We start from the raw sequence: 19,329 nt of genomic DNA on the forward strand, positions 1-19,329 counted from the left end.
CGGATTTTTCCCGGCGACGTAACATTTTCTGCTGCTATGGCGCGCAAACTGCCTTCCAACTCTCTTTCGGCGGCGGTGCGGGCGCATTTCGGCCTCACGCAGCCGGAGTTGGGCCGCTACCTGGGCGTGCGGCGCGAGCAGGTAGCGTTTGTGGAAGCGGGGCAGCGCACGTTTTCGGCGGTGGCCGAGCGGCGGCTGCGCCCACTGGGGCTGTTGCTGCCCGAGTCGCGGGCCGGTGGGCCGCCCGCATCGGTGGCGGCCGAGCCAGTGGCCCCGGCCGATGCGCCCGACGTGGCCGCGCTACGCAAGCGCCTGCGCCGCTGCCGGCACCAGGCCGCGCAGTTGCGCTACGAATTGGAAAACCAGGCGGCCCGCGTCCAGAGCCACGCCAACCGCCAGCGCGGGCTGGCGCAGCTGCAAGCGGGCCTGCTGCCCTCCCTTGCCAATGGGGCCGCGCCCACGGCCGATGCTGAGCGCGCCCGGTGCTGGCTGGTGCAGCTCGCCGCCGATACGCCGCCCGCACCGCCCAACGCCACGGCGCGGGCATTGCTGACGGCGCGCCTGCAAGGGCTGGTGGCCGAAGCAGAAGCGCTGGAGGACCTGCTGGCGGCTACGGCGGCTATAGGTACTGGGAATCAGGAATAAAAATGTGGGCCCGCACAATTCCACAGCGGGGCTTGCCGTTCAGCTGCCGAACCTCATTTTTCCACATTAACCCTAGTTACCCCTATGGCTTACTCCGTGAATTTACTGACGACCACCGCCGAGTGCGACGCCGCCCTGGCCGCCGCCGATGCCGAGCTGCGCGACCTGAACCACCGCGCCGACAACCTCGACTACACCCGCGAAAACACCACCGAAAGTGCTACGGAAGTGCAAGCCGAAATGGCCAGCCTCACCGCCGAAATCACCGCCCTGAATACCATCATCCCCACGCTGGCCGATGGCACCAAGGCCCGCAAGAGCAACGAAATAAGCCTGCGCCGCGCCACCAACCGCCAGGCCATCCTCAACGACAAGCAGGATTCGCGGGGCCCTGTGGCCCTGCTCACCCGCGAGCTGGATTTGGCCCAGGTGCAAGCTCAAATCACGGAGACGAATACGTATAAGACGGCCGTCACGGCGCGGCGGGCAGCGCTGTAGAAATGTCATGCAGAGCGTAGCGAAGCATCTTTACCGCATCAGTAAATCAATTAAATGAATTGCGTTGCGCGGTAAAGATGCTTCGCTACGCTCTGCATGACGTTCTGTTCGTTCCCTAATAAATCAGTCACCACACATCACACAAAAAAGCCCCGACCAACCGGCCGGGGCTTCTTTGTTTTCGGTAGCTCAGAAAGGCTAATGCTATTCTTTCACGAAACGCTGGTGCGAGGTCTTGCTGCCGTCGCTCACGCTCAGCGTGTAGATGCCGGTGCGCAGCGAGGCCACGTTCAGCTGACCATCCACGAAGGACAGGCCTTTGATTTCGCTGCCGCGCACGTCGTACACGCGCACCGTGAACGCCTGCTCGGGGTCCATGTTCAGCGGGCGGGCAATGGTCAGCACGCTGCTGGCCGGGTTGGGGTACAGCGTGTACTGGTCGGCCAGACCGGTGGTGCCGTTGGTGCGGGCCGTGGTGCCGTCGAGGCGGGCACCGCCGGTGATGCTTATCGTGTAGTCCTCAGTTTCGCCGTAGCTGTAGCTGCCGCAGCTGGTGGTGGCACTGTTGTCGCTCAGCACCACGCGCATGCGGGTGTTGCCGCTCTTGGCCGTGGTGGGCACCGTAAACGAGCCCGTGCGGGTGGTTGCGGCCGTGCTAGCGGCAGCATTCACCACCAGCTCGCCAGCATCGGTAAACACGCCGTTCTGGTTGTAGTCGATGTACACTTTCACGTACTCCGAGTAGGCCGAGCCGGTGAAGCCGGCCGAGAAGCTGATGGTCTGGGCCGAGCCGGCCGCGAGGCTGGTGCTCAGGGCCGTGCCGTCGTAGTAGCCGCCATCGGCGCCCGAGGTGCGGGCAATGGTGCCCAGCTTCACGTAGTCGATGTACTCATAGGCTACGCTGGTGCCCTTGCTGGCGCAGTACGTAACGGTAGGGGGAGGCGTGGTGCCGCCGCCCGAGGGCGCTACCCCGCCCTGCGAGGTGAGCAGGCCGACGCGGGCCCCACCGGTGGCAAACAGCGCGTTCATGCGCTGGCTCTGGCCGGTCGAGAACATGAACATGGCGTTGTCGTCCACGTAGTCCATGTAGTTCATGAACATGTCGCCGTTCGGGCCGTTCGAGCACGATACCTGCGGGAAAGCGGGCGTGCCGTAGTGCTCAGCACCCTGGTTGGGGGTGTCGGCCACGTTGTCGGTGCCGGTGCAGGCCCCGGAGTCATCGCCCCAAATGTGGTTCAGGTTCAGCCAGTGGCCCACTTCGTGGCTGGCGGTACGGCCTAGGTTGTAGGGCGAGGTCACGGTGCCGGTGCGGCCGAAGTACACGGGCGAAATCACTACGCCATCGGTAGCGGCCGCGCCGCCGGGAAACTGGGCGTAGCCCAGAATGCCGCCGCCAATGGTGCCCACCCACAGGTTGAGGTACTTGCTGGCGTCCCAGGCGTCGAGGCCGCCGGTGCTGACTTTCTTGATTTTATCGGCAGTGCCCCAGCTGGTGGTGGTGCTGCTTTTGCGCTCGATGCCGGTGGTAGCCACGCCAGCGGGCGTGCGCTTGGCCAGCACAAACTGGATGCCCACGTCGGCCACCAGGCCGGCAAAGGCGCTGGGGGTTTTGGTGTAGTCGGCGTTCATCTTGTGGTAGTCCTCATTCAGCACGTCAATCTGCGACTGAATCTGGGCATCGGAAATGTTTTCGGAAGCCGTGCTGTAGAGCACGTGCACCACCACCGGAATGGTGACCGTAATGGCGGCCGTGGCGTTAGTCGCCTGGTTGCTTTTGGCAAACTGCAGGGCCTGGTTGTTGATGGCGGCCATGCGCTGGGCCAGGCCGGGGTCGGCGGCCAGCTGCTGCTGGAGCACTTCAACCGAGGCACAGGTCCGGTGCGGCGCAGGGGCCTGCGCAGTGGCCGGGTTAGAGGTGAGCGCAAGACCCAGAAGGCCCAGCGCAGCGGCGTAAAAATTTGTTTTCATTCAAATGGGGGGTTTGGTGGTAAAAATGCTTTTGGACCGGCAAGCTATTGAAAATATTACAACATTATCAACAAAATTTCGGCATTAATGATAATTTCAAAAGTTTTTACACTATTTACATATTAAATTGATAATTAAATTGATTCTTTTGGCCCTTTCACTCGGCTTAACGGAATTTTTTCTAATCACCACACTACTAGCCGGCTAATCAACTTCACTGCTAACCGGTAAAAACAACGACGCCCTGCCCAAAGGGCAAGGCGTCGTGCAGGCAAAAAACCGAAATCCGCTAGTCCTTCTGGAAGCGCTGGCGGCTCACTTCAGCCCCGGTGCCGATGGTGACGTAGTACAGGCCCTTGGGCAGGTCGCTCACGCGCACCTGGCCCCGGCCGTCGTAGCGCACCTGCGTCATTTCGTGGCCCGTCAGGTCGAACACGCGCACGGCGTACTGCGCGGCATTGGCACCGCTGGGCAAGTCCAGCGTCAGCACGTCGGAGGCGGGGTTGGGATAGAACGAAGCCACCGAAGACGTGGACAGTGTGCGCGGTGCCGTGCCGCCCTGCGAGGTGAGCAGGCCGACGCGGGCCCCACCGGCGGCAAACAGCGCGTTCATGCGCTGGCTCTGGCCGGTCGAGAACATGTACATGCAGGCATCGTCCACGTAGTCCATGTAGTTCATGCTCATGTCGCCCGAGTTGGAGCACGACACGTGCGGGAAGGCCGGGCAGCCGTAGTTTTCGGCGCCCTGGTTGGGGGTATCGGCCACCAGGTCCGAGCCGGTGCAGGCGCCGTTGTCATCGCCCCAGATGTGGCGCAGGTTCAGCCAGTGGCCCACTTCGTGGGTGGCGGTGCGGCCCAGGTCGTAGCTGCTGGTGTAGGTGCCGGCGGCGTACTTGGCGCGGCTGCCGAAAGCCGAATACAGAATCACCACGCCATCGGTGCTGGCCGCGCCGCCGGGAAACTGGGCGTAGCCCAGCAGGCCCTGGCCCAGGTTGCAGGCCCACAGGTTGAGGTATTTGGTGGCATCCCAGGCATCATCGCCGCCGCGCTTGGAGTTCTTCACGGCATCGTTGGTGCTCCACGAGGTCGTTTTGGTAGACTTATGAATGATGCCGGTAGTGGCCGCGCCGGTGGGCGTGCGCTTGGCCAGCACAAACTGCACGTTGGCATTGGCCACCAGGCCGGCGTAGATGCCGGGCGTTTTGGTGTAGTCGGCGTTCAGCTTCTGGTAGTCTTCGTTCAGCACGGCAATCTGCGACTGCACCTGGGCATCGGAGATGTTCTGGGCGGCCGTGTTGTAGAGCACGTGTACCACCACCGGGATGATGACCGTGCCCGCCGTGCTGCGCTGCAGCGCCGGGTTGGCCAGCAGCTGCCGGGTCTGGGCTTCGATGGTGGCCATGCGCTGGGCCTGGGCGGGGTCGGCGGCGAGCTGGGCGGCCAGCACTTCCATGGTGCCGCAGGCACGGCGCGTGATGGTAGAGGCGGTTTCCATCCCGGTGACGGGCGCGAGGCGCTGAGCATCCTGCGCCAAGGCGGGGGCGGCGCTGGCCAACAGGGCCAGTGCGGAGTAGTAAAGTTTGTTCATGTAAGGGTTGGGCAATAGGGTGAGAGTTGGTTGAAGTCGCAATACCAAATTAAGAAAAAAAGGTTACCATTCCGCTTTTTTATTAACAAATCTTCAAGCATACTGTCCAGCATAAACTGAAACTGGCAATAGAAACCAGGAAAACCTGTTTCTATTGCCAGTTACGATAGTTAATAAAATGACGCGGCCCGGCTCCTTAAAACAGGAAGTCGAACCCGACGAATATCAGCTTCTCCTCCCCTACCGAATAGGTAGCGTTGATGATGGCCGCCTTAAGAATATCGACGTACACGCCGCCCCCAAAACCGCTGTGGAAGGCGTTGAGGCCGGTGTAGGTACCCGTGTCGTTGTCGGAATATACCCGGCCGATATCGGCCAGACCCATCACGCCAAGCTTGCCGGGGAAGAGGTAGGCGTTGAAAGAAAACAGCTCCAGGCGCGGCTCAAAGTTGGCGTACACGGTGGTGCGGCCCGCAAAGCGGGTGCGGCGGTAGCCGCGCAGGTTGGTGGTGCCGCCCAGCGTATTGGCCTGGTAGAAGCGGTAGTCGCCGTAGTTGTGCTGGTAGCCGATGCGGCCGGCATACGTCAGGTGGAAAGGGAAATTGGGCGTGAGGTAGGCCCGCACCTCGGTGCTGAAACGTCCGAAGCTCAGGCTCTCGCTGTTGAGCTGCCAGTTGTACTGGTACTCATTGTACCAACGCAGGCCGATGCGGGGGTTCTTGGCCGAAGAGCTGGCGTCCAGGTTCAGGTACACCAGGCCCCCGAGGTACTGGTTAGTCTGGAAATCGGAGGCGCGCACGCCGAAACGGCGGTTCTCGTAGGTCGTGACGCCGTTTTTGTTGGTCAGGCTGTCTTTAATAACCGAGCCGATGGGGTCCTTCTCGATGCGGAACTGTTCGTATTGCGGCCCGATGCCAAACTTGAGGAAGCTGAACATCTTGCGCTCTAAGGTGGGCGCGATGGTAATGCGGTTGAAGCGCACGCGGTAGGCGCTGTTCACGGTGCGGTTGGTCACCACGCCCCGGGTTTCGTCCTCGGTGGCCAGGTTAGCCGTGTTGTTGCCGATGCCGAAGAAGTTGTACAGCAGCTGCGGGCCGTAGTACTGGGCCGCGATATGCAAATCGGTCTTCTTGAAAATGCGCGTAAACTGGCCCGTGTAGCGGATGTTATAGGCAGCGCGGGCCGGCGCGAAGTTGGCCGCGATGGTCTGCTCCCACGAATAGGGCTCGCGACGGAAGCCGTAGTGGCGGTACGTCACGCCGCCGCCGAGCAGGAGGCCATCGTCGATGTTGTAGCCAAAGTACAGGGCCGGCCCCACGTAATCGAGGCGGTAGTCTTTCAGGTCGAAGCGGTGCGGGTAGTCGTAGCGGCTCACCTCGTAGCCGGGCTCCAGGCGCTGGCGGGCCTCGGAGCTGGCGTTGATGACGTTGCCGGTGTCGGCGTCGTAAATCTGGGTTTTGTGGAGCAGGCCGCCCACGTGGTCGCGGGTGGTGATGGAGTCGCGGCCCGTGCCGGCAATGATGCGCAGCTTCACGCCCCGGTTCACGTCGCCGCGCACGTCGTACACGTCCTTGCCGCCAATGCCATAGAGGCGCACCTCGTCGGTCACCCTATCGTCGAAAGTGCGGTCGTAGAGGATTTTGGTCAGCTTGCCTTCCTTGTTAATCTTCTGCATCACCACGTGGGTTTTGCGGTTGCTGAGGCGCTCCACGGTGAACTTCTCGTTCTTTTTCGAGCCGCGCACCTCCACTATTTCGGCCAGCACGTCGGCGTACTTGCCGGCCACGTCGGGCAGCAGGTCGCGGCGGCTTTTCAGCTTGGCAATGATTTCCTTGCCGTGCAGGTCATAGATTTGCTTGGGCCACTTTTCCAGAAAAGCCTTCTCAATCACCTCGTCGGTGAGGTGGGTTTTCATGTACTCGGCCTCCTTAATCCAGTCCTCGCGGGTCACGGCGCTCATAAACACCCGGTCGTTGCTCATGCCCGTCTGGTTCAGGCCCTTGTAGTCGGCGTAGTCGTACCCGAAGTTCTGGAAGTTGCGGATGGCGAATTTGCGCGAAATCAAGTAGGGCAGCACGCCATCGCCCTTGAAGAAGGCAATGTCGCGGTCTTCGGGCACGGCCGTGAAGGTGCGGTCGCCGCCCTTGTCCTTCGTTTCGCTCCAGCGCCACTGGTCCTCGTGGCGGTCCCAGTCGCCAATCCACATATCGAAGAGGCGCGAGCGGGCGAAGGCTTTCTGGTTCACCTGGTTGTCGTTGTCGTCGAGCAAGCGGCTCAGCATTTTCTCGGTGCCCACCAGGTTTTTGGCGAAGCCAAGGCTTTCCACGTTGTCCTGGTTGTCTTTGGAGTCTTCTTCCAACGCTGCGGGCAGGTTGGCAAACTGCGCGTAGTACTGCCCCAGCAAAGGGTCCTGCGGAATGTAAACGGGCTCGGGGTTGGTGTGCAGAATGCCGGCTGCCGTGCCCAGCGGCGGCAGCACAAATGAGGCATACGGGTGCTGGGCCGAAATCTGGTCCTGGAGCACGGCCTTGGCCAGGCCGGTGCGCAGCTGCTCGGGCAGCACGGCGGCGGGGTCTTTGTCGATGCCGCGCAGGGTGAAGTTGTGGCCTTCCTCGTTGCGCACTTTCAGCGACGCGGTTTGCTTGCCGCCGCCGGTTTTGTATGGCATGAGGCCGCCCTTGTCGTTGGCCAGGTCCAGGGTGCGGAATTTTACGGGCGTGGCCCACTCCTTGCGGTAGTGCTCGCCCAGCAGCCAGTTGTGGAAGGCCCCGTGCTTGTTGTAGTTCGGGTTGATGGCCACCGTCACCGAGCTGTCGCGGAAATCGGGGCGCTTCGTCGGAATCGGGGCCTTGGCAATGGCCGCAGCCTCTTTTTCCTGCTTCTTCTCCTTGTCTTTTTTCTTTTCCTTGATGGCCTCCTCGGTCTGGAGCAGCTTTTTGCCGGTGGGCAGGCCGTTGGTGGTGATGAGGGCCGTTTCGGGAATAGGCTGGGCGGGCGCGGTGGCAATGGCGCCCGTGGTTTTGGCGTACATCGGCGTGCGGAACACGCGGCGGGCCGTCTGGCCATTGCCCTGCGGGATGAAGTACTCGGTCCATACCTGGCCGTCGTCGTAGTAGTTCACCACCGCAAAGCCCTTCTCCTTATCCGAAAAAATGGCCCCGCCGCCATCGCCGGGCTTCACGTGCTGGGTTTTGCAGCCCGAGCCGCTGGTGATGAAGTGCGTGCTGCCCTCGGTATAGTATTGCAGGTTGTGCTCGTGCCCGGCGGCGTACACCACATTCGGGTATTTGGCGAAAATATCGAGCAGCCCCTTGCGGTAAGCCTGGTACAGCGGGTGCGGAATGTCCTGGCTGATGCCGCCGTACTTCCGGGCAAACGGGTAAATGGAGCCAATGACGGGCAGCGGCAAAAACGCATACTTCAGCACAATGCTGAGCGGGAAAATGTGGTCGGCCAGCGTGAAGTAGCCGCCGTGAATGCCGTCGCTGAACAGCGGGTGGTGGGCAAACACCATGATGTGCTTGTCCTTGTTGCGGGCAATGATTTCCTCAATGGCCGCAAATACGTCGTCGTTGTTATCGGCGCCGCAGGGCCCGTTCAGGCCGAATGGGCGGTTGGTGGGCAGGGTCAGAAACCACTGCGAGTTCAGGGCGATGAGCACCAGGTCGTCCTGCACGCGCACCTCAAACGGGCCGGGGCAGCCGTCGCGGGGCAGGAAAAAGTCGCCGGTGTAGGCAAAGGCCGTCGAGTCCTTGCGCATGTACTGCTCCACAAAGGCCTGCTCGCGGTTCACCTGTTCCAGGCCACCGGCCGCGCCCTGAATCCAGTCGTGGTTGCCGGGGGTCATGTACTTCTCGCCGGGGTAGTTGCGGAATACATCAAGCTGGGCGGTGAGGCGCTCCTCGGCAAACTTGCGGTCGTAGGCCCCTTCCGGCGGCATGCCGAAGTTGTACACGTTGTCGCCCAGGAAGATGGTCGTGCTGTTTTTGCCGGCCTCCATGATGCGCTGGCGCAGGTAGTTCAGGCTGGGCTCGCCGCCCTTGGCCTTGGGAATGGGGTTGCCCACGTCGCCAATCAGAAACACGCGGTAGCGAATGCGGCTGGAATCGGGCGGAATATTCTTCTGCCAGTTCACCCCGGATTTGCGGTAGATGGGGCGGCTGGTGTGCGGGTTCTGGTCCGACTCGCCGGGCTCGGGAAGCTCCCGCTGAGTCCCCCGCGGTTCTTTGGGCTCTTTCGAGGATTGAGTGGCGGCGGGCTGCGCAGAAGCAAGCAGCGGCAGGCAGCAGGCAAGCAGAAAAGTGAGGCGGCGAAGTAGGAGCATGTAATAAATTTACGAGACGAAGAATGGGCCACGCCGCAGGGCCCGGGCAAATACGGAAATAGCGCGCCCGCCCGGCTGGGACCGGCGCTGTAGCGCCCGTTACGCAAAGCACGGCGGTGCGGTTTGGCCGGGTTTTTAACTTCTGGCCCGCGCTTCGCGTTGAAAGCCGGCGGACCAGCCCATTGTGCCGGCCGTAGCTTCGCGTATCATGAAAGAAATTACCCCCGAATCCGTCGAAACGTCTGCGGCACCTGCATCGGCGGAAACCCCGGCTCCTGTTGCGCCTGAAGCAACCCCTGCCACCGAGCAGCCGATGGCAGCCGAGGCCGACAAAGCCCCCAAGGCTAAAGTCTCGGCCCTGGTGAAAGAGGCGCAGGCCTACATCACCGATTTGTTTGCCAAAGAACTGCCGGCCAAGCTCACTTACCACACCCTCGGCCACACCGAAGCCGTGGTGAAGGAGTGCCGCGCCCTGGCCCCCGCCGCCAAGCTCAGCGCCGAGGACACCGAAAACCTGCTGCTGGCGGCCTGGTTTCACGACGCCGGCTACCTCGATGTGTACGATGGCCACGAGTTTCGCAGCATGGAGCGCGCCGGGGCCTGGCTTGCCGAGCACGGCCTGCCCAAGGCCCGCATCGAGCTGATTCAGGAGCTGATTAAAACCACGCACCGCGACTCGCCGCCCGAAACCGAACTGCAAAAGCTGCTCTCCGACGCCGACATGAGCAACCTGGCGCGCGAGGACTACCGCTCGCGCGCCGAGCTGCTGCGTACCGAGTGGGAGCTGGTGCTCGACAAAACCTACACCACCCCGGAGTGGACGGAACTGCAGCTCAATTTCATGCTGGCCCACAAGTACCTTTCCGAAGCGGGCAAGGAGCGGTACAAGAAGGCCCTCAAAAAGAACATTGAGGACCAGCGCGAGCACCTCAAAAAGAAAGAGAAAAAGGACAAGAAGAAGACCAAGGAAAAGAGCGACACCTTCGCCGAGCCCAAGCGGGGCATCGAAACCATGTTCCGCACCATGTACTCGAACCACATGAAGCTGAGCGACATGGCCGACAAAAAGGCCAGCATGATGATTCAGCTCAACGCGGTGCTCATCTCGGTCATCATCACCTACCTGGGCGCTAAAATGGGCAAGGCCGGCAACCTGGCGCCGCTGATGGGCAACAACCCCGTGCTGGCCATTCCGGTGAGCATTCTGCTGGTCACGGCCCTGGGGTCGGTGACCACGGCCATCCTCTCGGCCCAGCCCGATGTGACGAGTTTTGCCTGGCTCAAGAAAAGCCCCGAAATAGCCACCAACCGCCGCGTCAACCTGTTGTTTTTCGGGCAGTTCACCAAGCTCAAGCTCGACCACTTCCAGAACGGCATGCGCGATATCATGCGCCAGAAAGACCTGCTTTACACCAACATGGTGACGGACATTTACTACCTCGGCGAGGTGCTGACGCGCAAGTACCGCCTGCTGCGCACCAGCTACACCATTTTTCTAGTGGGTATTATTCTCACGGCGCTGTCGTTTGGCATTGCGCTGCTGTATAAGTCGTAGGTCAGAACCTTGTATTGGCGGACTTGCGTTATCTTTGTCAGGCACTGTTATCAACTGGGCCTGTAGCTTAACTGCATAAAGCAAGCCTCTCCTAAGGGCTAGAGTACAGGTTGGATTCCTGTCAGGCTCACTTAGTTAAACCCCGCACTGCCGGCCCATCAATGGCTGAACAGTGTGGGGTTTATTGCTAACAGGCCGTGGTCGTACTCCCAATGGCAATTGGGGCAGAGTATCAGAATGTTTTCCGGTCCCGATACTTTTTGCACCGTCGTAGAATCAGGAAATACCTTGATGGGCTGAATGTGGCAATATTCCACATGTTTATCGTAGCCACAAGCTTGGCAAATGCGTGGCCGGTGCACATTTAACAGCCGTGTGATGCTGTTGAGATAGCCTCGATAGTAGCTGGGGTGCTTAATGGCGTCTTTGGCTTTGAGCTGCGCTACTGTTAGCAATCGGTAGTCCGCTTTGCGCTTGCCGTGCACCGCGCAAAACTGCCGGTCAGCCGGAATTAGCGTATCGCACTCCGGGCACTTGCGCGTCAGCCGCCGTTTGGGAGCCTGCTGATTAGTGTGGATGGCCGCGTGCGAACGAGAGCAGTATTTGGGATTGGCAGTTTGAGCGCCGCAATGCAGGCAGTTATTCATGCCTCAAATTACCGGATATTGTCGGCTCATTCGCGCCCCTGCATGAAGAAGCTGAAGAAACTCCTGCCCCTGCTGCTCCTCGTAGCAACTGCCGCTCAAGCTCAGAAAGCTCGCAATCCCCAACCCGAAAACCTCATCCAGTACGCGCACCCCCTGGTGGGCACGCAGAAGATGGGCCATACCTACCCCGGCGCCACGGTGCCCTTCGGCATGGTGCAGCTCTCACCCGATACCGACACGCTGAGCTACGAGCAAAACGGCAAGTACAACCCCGACATTTACAAGTACTGCGCAGGGTATAACTACGACGATAAAACCATCGTCGGCTTCAGCCACACGCACTTCAGCGGCACGGGGCACTCCGATTTGGGCGATTTCCTGCTCATGCCCACCACCGGCCCGCTGCAGCTCAACCCCGGCACCGCCGACCGGCCCCGGAGTGGCTACCGCTCCGCCTTCTCGCACCAGAACGAGGTGGCCGAGCCGGCCTACTACAAGGTAAAGCTCGACGACCACAACATCCTCGCCGAGCTTACGGCTACCACCCGGGTGGGCTTCCACCAGTACACGTTTCCAAGCACCGAGCCGGCCCACGTCATCCTGGATATGATGGCCGGCATCTACAACTACCCGGATAAGAATGTGTGGAGTTACGTGCGCATCGAAAACGACTCGCTCGTGACCGGCTACCGCCAAACCACCGGCTGGGGTCGCACCCGCACCGAGTACTTCGCCATGCAGTTCTCGAAGCCTTTCCGCAGCTACGGCGCCCGCAAGTACGACGCCAAGGAAACCTACCGCGGCTTCTGGGGCCGCTTCGACCAAAGCAAGAACTGGCCCGAGCAGGCCGGCCGCCAGCTGCGCCTTTACTTCGATTTCAACACCGTGGCGGGTGAGAAAATCAAGGTCAAGTTTGCGCTTTCATCCGTGAGCACCGCCGGTGCCCTGGCCAACATGCGCGCTGAGCTGCCCGGCTGGAACTTCGAGCAGACCCGCCGCGCCAGCCAGCAGCTCTGGCAGCAAGAGTTGGCCAAAGTCACCATCCAAACGTCCAACCGGGCCGACAAGGAGAACTTCTACACGGCCCTCTACCACGCCTGCCTCAGCCCCACCGTGTACCAGGACGCCGACGGCCAGTACCGCGGCCTCGACCAGCAAACCCACCGCGCCGAGGGCTTCGTGAACTACACCACCTTCTCGCTCTGGGACACCTTCCGGGCCCTGCACCCGCTCTTCAACCTGCTCCAGCCCAGCCGCAACGCCGACATGGTGCAGTCCATGCTGGCCCACTACGACCAGAGCCCCGAGCACATGCTGCCCGTCTGGAGCCACCACGCCAACGAAAACTGGTGCATGAGCGGCTACCACAGCACCTCCGTAGTGGCCGATGCCGTGCTGAACGGCACCGTGCCGCCCGCCCAGGCCGAGCGCTCCCTGGCCGCCTGCGTGGCCACCGCCCGCCACGGCTGGTACGACGGCCTCGACAGCTACATCAGCCGTGGCTACGTGCCCAGCGAGCGCAGCGGCACCTCCGTATCCAACACCCTGGAGTTTGCCTTCGATGACTGGTGCATTGCTCAGCTCGCCCAGAAGCTCGGCCACCCGGACATTTACCAAGAGTTCAGCAAGCGCGCCGGCAACTGGCAAAACGTGTTCGACCCACACGTGAACGCCATGCGCCCACGCCTGGCCGACGGCAGCTTCCGCCCCAAGTTCGACGTGCTGAGCACCAACGGTCAGGGCTTCATCGAGGGCAACGCCTGGAACTACACCCTCGCCGTGCCCCACGACCCCGCCGGCCTCATTGCGCGCATGGGCGGCAACCGCCGCTTCGTGCCCCACCTCGATTCGCTCTTCACCATGAACCTGCCCGACAGCTTCTTTGCCGAAACCGAGGACATCACCCGCGAGGGCATCATCGGGGGCTACGTGCACGGCAACGAGCCCGCCCACCACGCCGCCTACCTCTACAACTACACCGACCAGCCCTGGAAAACGCAGGCTCAGGTCCGCAACATCCTCGCCCGCCAGTACCACCCCACCCCCGACGGCCTCGGCGGCAACGACGACTGCGGCCAGATGAGCGCCTGGTACCTCTTCTCGGCCCTGGGCTTCTACCCGGTGGCCCCGTCATCAGGCCAATACGCGCTGGGCAGCCCGCTGGTGCACGGCGCCGTCCTGCACCTCGAAAACGGCAAGGAGTTCACCATCCAGGTCAAAAACCAAAGCCCCAAAAACGTCTACGTGCAGTCGGTCACCCTCAACGGCCGGCGGCTGGCGCAGCCGTTTCTGCAGCAGCAAGACGTGGCAAAGGTTGGGAAGCTGGTGTTTACGATGGGCGCGCGGCCGGTGAAGTATTAGCGCCTACCTTCATCACCACGAATAGTTTCATAATAGTTTATAGCCCAAAACAAATGCAGAAATGCCTTCTCATTTTAGCGACATTTCTCATGTCGTTTACGTCGTTCAAGAACGAACCTATTGACAGAATGGGTGTCAAAGGACCATTGACTTTCAACCAAACGGCTTTCAACTTATCCTGGTCTGGAAGACCAAGCGAGACTTACTTTATTCAGGAGTATTTACCTAAAGGCGAAAAGGCAGAGCAGTTCAACCAAATGTTGACGCTCCACTTGTTTGACAAAGACATAGCAGTAAAAAATGCTGTTAAACAAAAGGTCCAGGAGCTTGAGAACCGCAAAAAGACAGACCCCATATGCAACTACCAAGTAACAGAAGGGCCTGATGGCAAAGAGTTCATGGTCGACTTCCTCCTTGGCGAAAGCAAGGAGGATAAAATGACCATTGCCGAATTCAATATCTACCGTTTTAAACAAGTAGACCTTGGGAATAAGAAAAGGGGAATTCTCATTTATTCTTTATCAAAAAGAGCATATGGCGATGACATAACCCCATTTCTGAAAAACCTGGGCAAAGACAGAATCGACCTATTAAATACCATGCTTAGCACTCAAATCCCTTCCGTAAAGCTCGGGGGCAATTAGAGCCAGCATCAGCCAAAAAGCCGCCCGCTCCTCAACTGGAAGCGGGCGGCTTCATTTCCAATCCTCCCGAAACCTACGCCACAGCCGGTTTCTCCTTGCTGCTTCCACCGCCGTAGTTGAGGACCTTGCGGGCCTGCGTGTAGCCGTCGAAGAGCGGGCGGTTCAGCAGCTTCAAGGCTTTCAGGTCTTCGTCTAGCTCGCGGAGCTCGTCCATCAGGTCGGCATGCAGGTCTTCCAGAGCAGCGCCCGAGAGGGCGACCCAAACTGGCGCGAGGTCCAACCTTTGCTCTGCCAGCTTGTTGCCCTAAACGACCTACCCTTCTCCAATGCTCCAATGAACGCCTTTTGTGAACAGTTGGGCCTCTCCCACCCCATCATCCAGGCACCGATGGCGGGTGTGTCGACGGTGGCACTGGCCGCGGCGGTGTTGGAGGCCGGGGCGCTGGGGTCGTTTGCCACGGGCGCCATTCCCGCCGCCGAAACGGTGGCGAAGCAGCTAGCAGAACTGCACGCGGCCACTACCCGGCCGTTCAACGTCAACGTGTTTTGCCACCAGCCCGCCGCGCCCAACCCGGCGCAGGATGCCCAATGGCTGGCTTATCTGAAGCCCTTCTTCACCGCGCTGCACAGCACCCCGCCGCCGTGCCTGGAAGAACTTTACCCCAGCTTTCTGGTCAATGACGCGCTGCTGGCCGTGCTGGTGCAGGCCCGGCCCCGCGTGGTGAGCTTCCACTTCGGCATGCCCACCGCCGCCCAACTCGCGGCTCTGCGCCAGGCAGGCATCCTGTTGCTGGCCTGCGTGACATCCCCGGCCGAAGCACAAGCCGCCGAAGCCGCTGGCGTTGACGTACTATTGGCCCAGGGCGTGGAAGCCGGCGGCCACCGCGGCACCTTCAACCAGGAAATAGAGCCCGGCATTTCGACCCTGGACCTGACCCGCTACCTGGTGCGCAACGTACGCCTCCCGGTGGTAGCCGCCGGTGGAATCATGGACGGGGCCGACATTGCGGCGGCTTTGCGGGCGGGCGCCGTGGCTGCCCAGCTGGGCACCGCCTTCGTGGGCTGTCCCGAATCCAGTGCTTCGGCGGCGTATCGGGCGGCACTTCTGCAACAGCCGCCCCTACCCACCGCCCTCACCGCCGTGATTTCCGGCCGGCCCGCGCGGGGTCTGGTCAACCGCTTCACCGAGGAAATAGACCAACCCGGCCGGCCGCCAGTCGCCGCCTATTCCCGGGCGTATGCGGCCGGCAAAGCCCTGGTAGCCGCTGCCCAGCAAGCCAACGAGCTCGGATTTGCCGTGCAATGGGCGGGCACCGGGGCCGGCCGGGCGCGGGCACTTCCGGCCGCCGAGCTGGTGCGCGCATTGGCCGCTGAGCTTCGGCTCGCCCTTGGCTAGCTCGGTGCCCCTGGAGCAGTTTCAGGGCCGGTGCACAGCGGACGATGTAGGGGCGGTGCCGTACCCATCAATCTGAGAACCGCTCTAGCTTTGCCCTCCGCAGCAGCACAGCCGCTTTCGCTTCCCGCTGACAACCGCCGATGGAAACTTATATCGTGGACTCCTTTACGCAAGAACCATTCAAGGGCAATCCGGCCGGGGTGTGCTTCCCCCGGCGGGAAATAAGTGCCGGGGCCATGCTGAAAATAGCGCAGGAATTCGGGCTTTCCGAAACGGCTTTCGTGCGCGAAACCAGCGCCGCCGGCACCTACGCCATCCGGTATTTCTCGCCGAAGCAGGAGATTCCGCTGTGCGGCCACGCCACCCTGGCCGCCGCCAAAGTGCTGTTCAGCCAAACAACGCAAACCGAAATTCACTTCCTCACCCACGAGCAGGTCGACCTCGGCATCACCCGCCGGGGCGACGACATCACCATGACCTTCCCGGTGTATGACACCGTGGCCGCGACCGCGCCACCGGCCCTGCTGGCCGCCCTGGGGCTGCCCGCAGTGGTAAACACCGCATTTAGCCCAAAAAACAAGATTGTCCTCCTCGAAATTGCCGACGACCAGCTGCTGGTCGCCCTCCGGCCCGATTTCGCCGCCCTGCTTCAGTCTCACACCGGCATCAACGGCGTGCTGGTGACGGCCCCCGGCAGCACCCCGGCCTACGACTACCACTACCGCTATTTCTGGCCCTGGGCCGGCACCAACGAAGACCCCGTCACGGGCGGCGTGCAAACCTTCCTCGCCAAATACTGGGCCACCCGGCTCCACAAGCCGCTGATGCAGGCCTTCCAATCATCGGCCCGCACCGGCTCCATGCAGGTCGAGCTGCGGGACGATAAGGTCTTGCTCACCAGCCAGGCCCGCATTGTCCTCGAAGGCAGTCTGGTGGCTTTCGACTAATTAATTCTCCCTGCTTATCCACTCCCGCCATGCTCATCGCCACCCTCCGCACCCTCTTCGCCCGCGACCTGAACAAGCTGAAACAGGAAATCGAAGCCTACCACCACGAACCCGCCCTGTGGCGCACCGCACCCGACATCAGCAACTCGGCCGGCAACCTGTGCCTGCACCTGGTGGGCAACCTCAACACCTACATCGGGGCCGAGCTGGGCCACAGCGGCTACGTGCGGCACCGCGACCTGGAGTTCTCCCTGCGCGACATTCCCCGCGCGGAGCTGCTCGAAAAGATTGCCGAAACCCTCGTCGTGGTCGATGCCGCGCTGGCCGACCTCCCCGCCGCCCAGCTCGACGCCGAATACCCCCTTCTGGTGTTCGAAGCGAAGACTTCCACGGGGTATTTCCTCGTGCATCTGGCCTCCCACCTGGCCTACCACCTCGGCCAAATCAATTACCACCGCCGGTTACTGGATAATCCCCTATCCGAAGACTAAATGGCCGCCCCGCCTGACGCCTCCCTGCCGCTAATTTTGGCTCAAATCTCAACCCGCCACTCAGCTCCCCGCCCGGCCCCATGACCCCAGCAGAAGCCCTTTACCTTTCCATCGGCCAGGCCCTGCCGGATGCCGCCCCAAGCCAGCTATTCGGCAAGCCCTGCTTCAAGACCAACGGCAAAGCCTTCATCTGCTTTTTCCAAAACGAAATGGTGTTCAAGCTCCCCGGCGACCATCACCACGAAGCCCTAAGCCTCGACGGCGCCCACTTATTCGACCCCTCCGGCAAAAACCGCCCGATGAAAGAATGGGTGCAAGTGCCCGCAACCTACCAAGACCAGTGGCCGGCCTACGCCCAGGCCGCCCAGCAGTACGTCGGTGGGCAATAGCCTGGCGGCCGACTAATCGTCCAGCCCCTTCCCACTAAGGATTTGCGGCAGCCATTTTTCAACCCTTGACTCCCGGGTTTTAGACTGCTTGGCGGCCGAAAAATAAAGCAGATACGCACGCTTCCGTCCTGGCGTCAGGGCGTTAAAAGCCGTTTTCAAGGCGGGGATTTCAGTTAATTTATGCTGAAATTCTTCCGGAATCAGGGGCTCTGCATCCGTTTTGAAATCCACTTTCAAACCACTCTTTTCCACCTCAACAGCCTCCTGAACATAGGCTTTCAGGCTGGATTCCAGCGCCACTATTTCCGAGACATTGGTGAACCGAATCTGGCGCGTGGCCCGCGTATTCTCCGTTTGTTGGGTTAGAATTCCTTGGGCGTCCTTCAGCAAGGCCCCTTTGAAAAACATAAGCGCACAGTATTCTTTAAATACGTGTAGCAGGCAGATGTTCTTTTGCTGAAACGTGTAGCAAGGCACGCCCCACTTCAATTCCTCAGTCAGCCCACAGTCCAGCACAAACGTGCGCAGGTGCTCCAGCTCCACCAGCCACTTTTTGTTTTTATTGAAATAGAAATCGACGGCAGGATTCGTGCTGTTCATCTATTGATTAATTGAAGTGCGCTTTCCCAGGCGTAGGCTTGCACCTGTTCGGTTGATGCAATTATAAAGTAAAAAGCCGCCCACTCCCCAACCGGAAGCGGGCGGCTTTTTCCCAAAGCGAAGCTAAACCCAGGCTCCGATGCTACGGGCACTTTTGTCTTCGTGTCACCGCCTCGCTGCCGAAACTGGTAGTGTCGTGCGGATTAGAGGCTTTCATGGCTGCATTTTTCGCGCTACGCCCATTACCCTGAGAATGTCCCCAACGCAAAGCCCGGCAATTGCCCCCACTAATTCCCTGACTAATTGTTATAAGAAAAACGGACAGGGTTAGCCCCAAAACCTTTATCAGTTATAATAATCATCACCTCAATCCAATGAGACAAAATGTGTAGTATGTTAGCTTACCCAATTACCCCAGCCCATCCCCCTCTCACCCCATGAGCCCATCCAGTACCACTATTCTCGAGCGCAGCAACGTTACCATTTCCGGTGCCACCGGCCCCGGCACCCAGGCCATCGTCTTCCTGCACGGCCTCGGCGGCGACCAGCACGACTGGCGCCTCGTAGCCCCCGCCTTTGAAGACCGGTACCAGGTTATCCTCCTCGACCTGATTGGGGCCGGCCAGTCCGACCTCAGTGCCTACCAGCCGACTGTGGCCCACAGCACCCTTGACGGCCACGCCACCGACCTGCTGGGCGTACTCAGCGCCCTGGCCCTGCACGATGTCGTGTTCGTAGGCCATTCCGTGGCCAGCATGATTGGCGTGATTGCCGCCGTGCGCGAGCCCCAGCGCTTCGCTAAAATGGTTCTCATCTCGCCTTCGCCCCGCTTCATCAACGAAAAGGGCTACTCCGGCGGCTTCGAGCAAAAGGACATCAGCGAATTGCTGGCCGCCATGGAGGCCGACTACAACGGCTGGTCGCACGGTTTCTCGCCCGTGATGGTGGGCGAGCAAGAATCGCCCGAGCTGGTGATGGCCCTCACCAACAGCTTCGTGCGCACCAACCCCGAAATCGCCAAGCATTTCGCCCGCGTCACCTTCTTCTCCGACACCCGCGCCGAGCTGGGTTTCCTCACCATTCCCACGCTTATCATTCAGTCGGCGCACGATGTCATCGCGCCGCTGGCCGTGGGCCACTACATCAACGAGCAACTGGCCGACAGCCGCATGGTCGTCATCGAAACCAACGGCCACCTGCCCCACCTCAGCGCCCCGCAGCAAACCCTGGCGGCCATTGACCATTTCCTGCACGAGGAAACGGTGCTGTAAGACGT

Annotated in this window: 16 protein-coding genes and 1 tRNA gene; 11 read left to right on the forward strand and 6 right to left on the reverse strand. The window is 60.9% G+C overall.

Features of this window, described 5'->3' with window-relative positions:
* Positions 1 to 36: 36 nt before the first annotated feature.
* Complete coding sequence (locus ACYU7Q_RS17630) at positions 37 to 645, forward strand: hypothetical protein (RefSeq protein ID WP_460610738.1); 609 nt, start codon at positions 37 to 39, stop codon at positions 643 to 645.
* Between the two features lie 84 nt (positions 646 to 729).
* Complete coding sequence (locus ACYU7Q_RS17635) at positions 730 to 1,143, forward strand: hypothetical protein (protein WP_460610739.1); 414 nt, start codon at positions 730 to 732, stop codon at positions 1,141 to 1,143.
* Positions 1,144 to 1,347: 204 nt separating this feature from the next.
* Here the strand turns inward: ACYU7Q_RS17635 and ACYU7Q_RS17640 are convergent, their stop codons facing one another.
* The 3 genes from ACYU7Q_RS17640 to ACYU7Q_RS17650 all read right to left on the reverse strand — a co-directional run bounded on the left by ACYU7Q_RS17640 (position 1,348) and on the right by ACYU7Q_RS17650 (position 9,023).
* Complete coding sequence (locus ACYU7Q_RS17640; RefSeq protein ID WP_460610740.1) at positions 1,348 to 3,111, reverse strand: GEVED domain-containing protein; 1,764 nt, start codon at positions 3,109 to 3,111, stop codon at positions 1,348 to 1,350.
* 289 nt (positions 3,112 to 3,400) lie between these two features.
* Positions 3,401 to 4,699: a M43 family zinc metalloprotease gene (locus ACYU7Q_RS17645; protein WP_460610741.1), complete on the reverse strand. Its 1,299-nt coding sequence runs from the start codon at positions 4,697 to 4,699 to the stop codon at positions 3,401 to 3,403.
* 196 nt (positions 4,700 to 4,895) lie between these two features.
* On the reverse strand, positions 4,896 to 9,023 hold the full coding sequence (locus ACYU7Q_RS17650) for a bifunctional metallophosphoesterase/BamA family protein (RefSeq protein WP_460610742.1): 4,128 nt from the start codon (positions 9,021 to 9,023) through the stop codon (positions 4,896 to 4,898).
* A gap of 208 nt (positions 9,024 to 9,231) precedes the next feature.
* Between ACYU7Q_RS17650 and ACYU7Q_RS17655 the strand changes: the two genes are divergently transcribed.
* Both ACYU7Q_RS17655 and ACYU7Q_RS17660 read left to right on the forward strand, forming a co-directional pair.
* Positions 9,232 to 10,578: a Pycsar system effector family protein gene (locus ACYU7Q_RS17655; protein ID WP_460610743.1), complete on the forward strand. Its 1,347-nt coding sequence runs from the start codon at positions 9,232 to 9,234 to the stop codon at positions 10,576 to 10,578.
* 56 nt (positions 10,579 to 10,634) lie between these two features.
* A tRNA-Arg gene (locus ACYU7Q_RS17660) sits at positions 10,635 to 10,708 on the forward strand.
* A gap of 28 nt (positions 10,709 to 10,736) precedes the next feature.
* On the opposite strand, the gene ACYU7Q_RS17665 is transcribed toward ACYU7Q_RS17660, so the two are convergent.
* Entirely contained in the window at positions 10,737 to 11,225 is a 489-nt protein-coding gene (locus ACYU7Q_RS17665) for an HNH endonuclease (RefSeq protein WP_460610744.1), read from the reverse strand.
* A gap of 42 nt (positions 11,226 to 11,267) precedes the next feature.
* Here ACYU7Q_RS17665 and ACYU7Q_RS17670 point away from each other — a divergent pair, with 42 nt between their 5' ends.
* The gene (locus tag ACYU7Q_RS17670; protein ID WP_460610745.1) at positions 11,268 to 13,586 is read left to right on the forward strand and encodes a GH92 family glycosyl hydrolase; all 2,319 of its coding nucleotides are present in this window, start codon (positions 11,268 to 11,270) and stop codon (positions 13,584 to 13,586) included.
* Between the two features lie 89 nt (positions 13,587 to 13,675).
* A complete protein-coding gene (locus ACYU7Q_RS17675) occupies positions 13,676 to 14,230 on the forward strand; it encodes a hypothetical protein (RefSeq protein ID WP_460610746.1) in 555 nt (184 codons plus the stop codon).
* A 73-nt stretch (positions 14,231 to 14,303) separates the two neighbouring features.
* On the opposite strand, the gene ACYU7Q_RS17680 is transcribed toward ACYU7Q_RS17675, so the two are convergent.
* Positions 14,304 to 14,510, reverse strand: coding sequence for a hypothetical protein (locus ACYU7Q_RS17680; protein ID WP_460610747.1), 207 nt, complete (start codon positions 14,508 to 14,510; stop codon positions 14,304 to 14,306).
* Between the two features lie 54 nt (positions 14,511 to 14,564).
* Here ACYU7Q_RS17680 and ACYU7Q_RS17685 point away from each other — a divergent pair, with 54 nt between their 5' ends.
* From ACYU7Q_RS17685 to ACYU7Q_RS17700, 4 genes are all read left to right on the forward strand, one after another.
* Entirely contained in the window at positions 14,565 to 15,626 is a 1,062-nt protein-coding gene (locus ACYU7Q_RS17685; RefSeq protein ID WP_460610748.1) for an NAD(P)H-dependent flavin oxidoreductase, read from the forward strand.
* A gap of 140 nt (positions 15,627 to 15,766) precedes the next feature.
* Positions 15,767 to 16,573, forward strand: coding sequence for a PhzF family phenazine biosynthesis protein (locus tag ACYU7Q_RS17690; RefSeq protein ID WP_460610749.1), 807 nt, complete (start codon positions 15,767 to 15,769; stop codon positions 16,571 to 16,573).
* 29 nt (positions 16,574 to 16,602) lie between these two features.
* Positions 16,603 to 17,064 (forward strand): DinB family protein, encoded by a 462-nt coding sequence (locus tag ACYU7Q_RS17695; protein ID WP_460610750.1) that lies wholly within the window; start codon positions 16,603 to 16,605, stop codon positions 17,062 to 17,064.
* Positions 17,065 to 17,144: 80 nt separating this feature from the next.
* Positions 17,145 to 17,453 carry a hypothetical protein gene (locus tag ACYU7Q_RS17700; RefSeq protein WP_460610751.1) on the forward strand — a complete coding sequence of 103 codons (309 nt, stop codon included), beginning with the start codon at positions 17,145 to 17,147 and terminating at the stop codon, positions 17,451 to 17,453.
* A gap of 12 nt (positions 17,454 to 17,465) precedes the next feature.
* Here the strand turns inward: ACYU7Q_RS17700 and ACYU7Q_RS17705 are convergent, their stop codons facing one another.
* Positions 17,466 to 18,053, reverse strand: coding sequence for a YdeI/OmpD-associated family protein (locus ACYU7Q_RS17705; RefSeq protein WP_460610752.1), 588 nt, complete (start codon positions 18,051 to 18,053; stop codon positions 17,466 to 17,468).
* A 437-nt stretch (positions 18,054 to 18,490) separates the two neighbouring features.
* Between ACYU7Q_RS17705 and ACYU7Q_RS17710 the strand changes: the two genes are divergently transcribed.
* A complete protein-coding gene (locus ACYU7Q_RS17710; protein WP_460610753.1) occupies positions 18,491 to 19,324 on the forward strand; it encodes an alpha/beta fold hydrolase in 834 nt (277 codons plus the stop codon).
* Positions 19,325 to 19,329: the final 5 nt, after the last annotated feature.

The sequence above is a fragment of the Hymenobacter terrigena genome (assembly GCF_054776515.1).

What these genes read in the sequence shown, in the direction of transcription:
- ACYU7Q_RS17630 (WP_460610738.1), top strand. Translation starts at nt 37, where the DNA reads ATGGCGCGCAAACTGCCTTCCAACTCTCTTTCGGCGGCGGTGCGGGCG.
- ACYU7Q_RS17635 (WP_460610739.1), top strand. Translation starts at nt 730, where the DNA reads ATGGCTTACTCCGTGAATTTACTGACGACCACCGCCGAGTGCGACGCC.
- ACYU7Q_RS17640 (WP_460610740.1), bottom strand. Translation starts at nt 3,111, where the DNA reads ATGAAAACAAATTTTTACGCCGCTGCGCTGGGCCTTCTGGGTCTTGCG.
- ACYU7Q_RS17645 (WP_460610741.1), bottom strand. Translation starts at nt 4,699, where the DNA reads ATGAACAAACTTTACTACTCCGCACTGGCCCTGTTGGCCAGCGCCGCC.
- ACYU7Q_RS17650 (WP_460610742.1), bottom strand. Translation starts at nt 9,023, where the DNA reads ATGCTCCTACTTCGCCGCCTCACTTTTCTGCTTGCCTGCTGCCTGCCG.
- ACYU7Q_RS17655 (WP_460610743.1), top strand. Translation starts at nt 9,232, where the DNA reads ATGAAAGAAATTACCCCCGAATCCGTCGAAACGTCTGCGGCACCTGCA.
- ACYU7Q_RS17665 (WP_460610744.1), bottom strand. Translation starts at nt 11,225, where the DNA reads ATGAATAACTGCCTGCATTGCGGCGCTCAAACTGCCAATCCCAAATAC.
- ACYU7Q_RS17670 (WP_460610745.1), top strand. Translation starts at nt 11,268, where the DNA reads ATGAAGAAGCTGAAGAAACTCCTGCCCCTGCTGCTCCTCGTAGCAACT.
- ACYU7Q_RS17675 (WP_460610746.1), top strand. Translation starts at nt 13,676, where the DNA reads ATGTCGTTTACGTCGTTCAAGAACGAACCTATTGACAGAATGGGTGTC.
- ACYU7Q_RS17685 (WP_460610748.1), top strand. Translation starts at nt 14,565, where the DNA reads ATGAACGCCTTTTGTGAACAGTTGGGCCTCTCCCACCCCATCATCCAG.
- ACYU7Q_RS17690 (WP_460610749.1), top strand. Translation starts at nt 15,767, where the DNA reads ATGGAAACTTATATCGTGGACTCCTTTACGCAAGAACCATTCAAGGGC.
- ACYU7Q_RS17695 (WP_460610750.1), top strand. Translation starts at nt 16,603, where the DNA reads ATGCTCATCGCCACCCTCCGCACCCTCTTCGCCCGCGACCTGAACAAG.
- ACYU7Q_RS17700 (WP_460610751.1), top strand. Translation starts at nt 17,145, where the DNA reads ATGACCCCAGCAGAAGCCCTTTACCTTTCCATCGGCCAGGCCCTGCCG.
- ACYU7Q_RS17705 (WP_460610752.1), bottom strand. Translation starts at nt 18,053, where the DNA reads ATGAACAGCACGAATCCTGCCGTCGATTTCTATTTCAATAAAAACAAA.
- ACYU7Q_RS17710 (WP_460610753.1), top strand. Translation starts at nt 18,491, where the DNA reads ATGAGCCCATCCAGTACCACTATTCTCGAGCGCAGCAACGTTACCATT.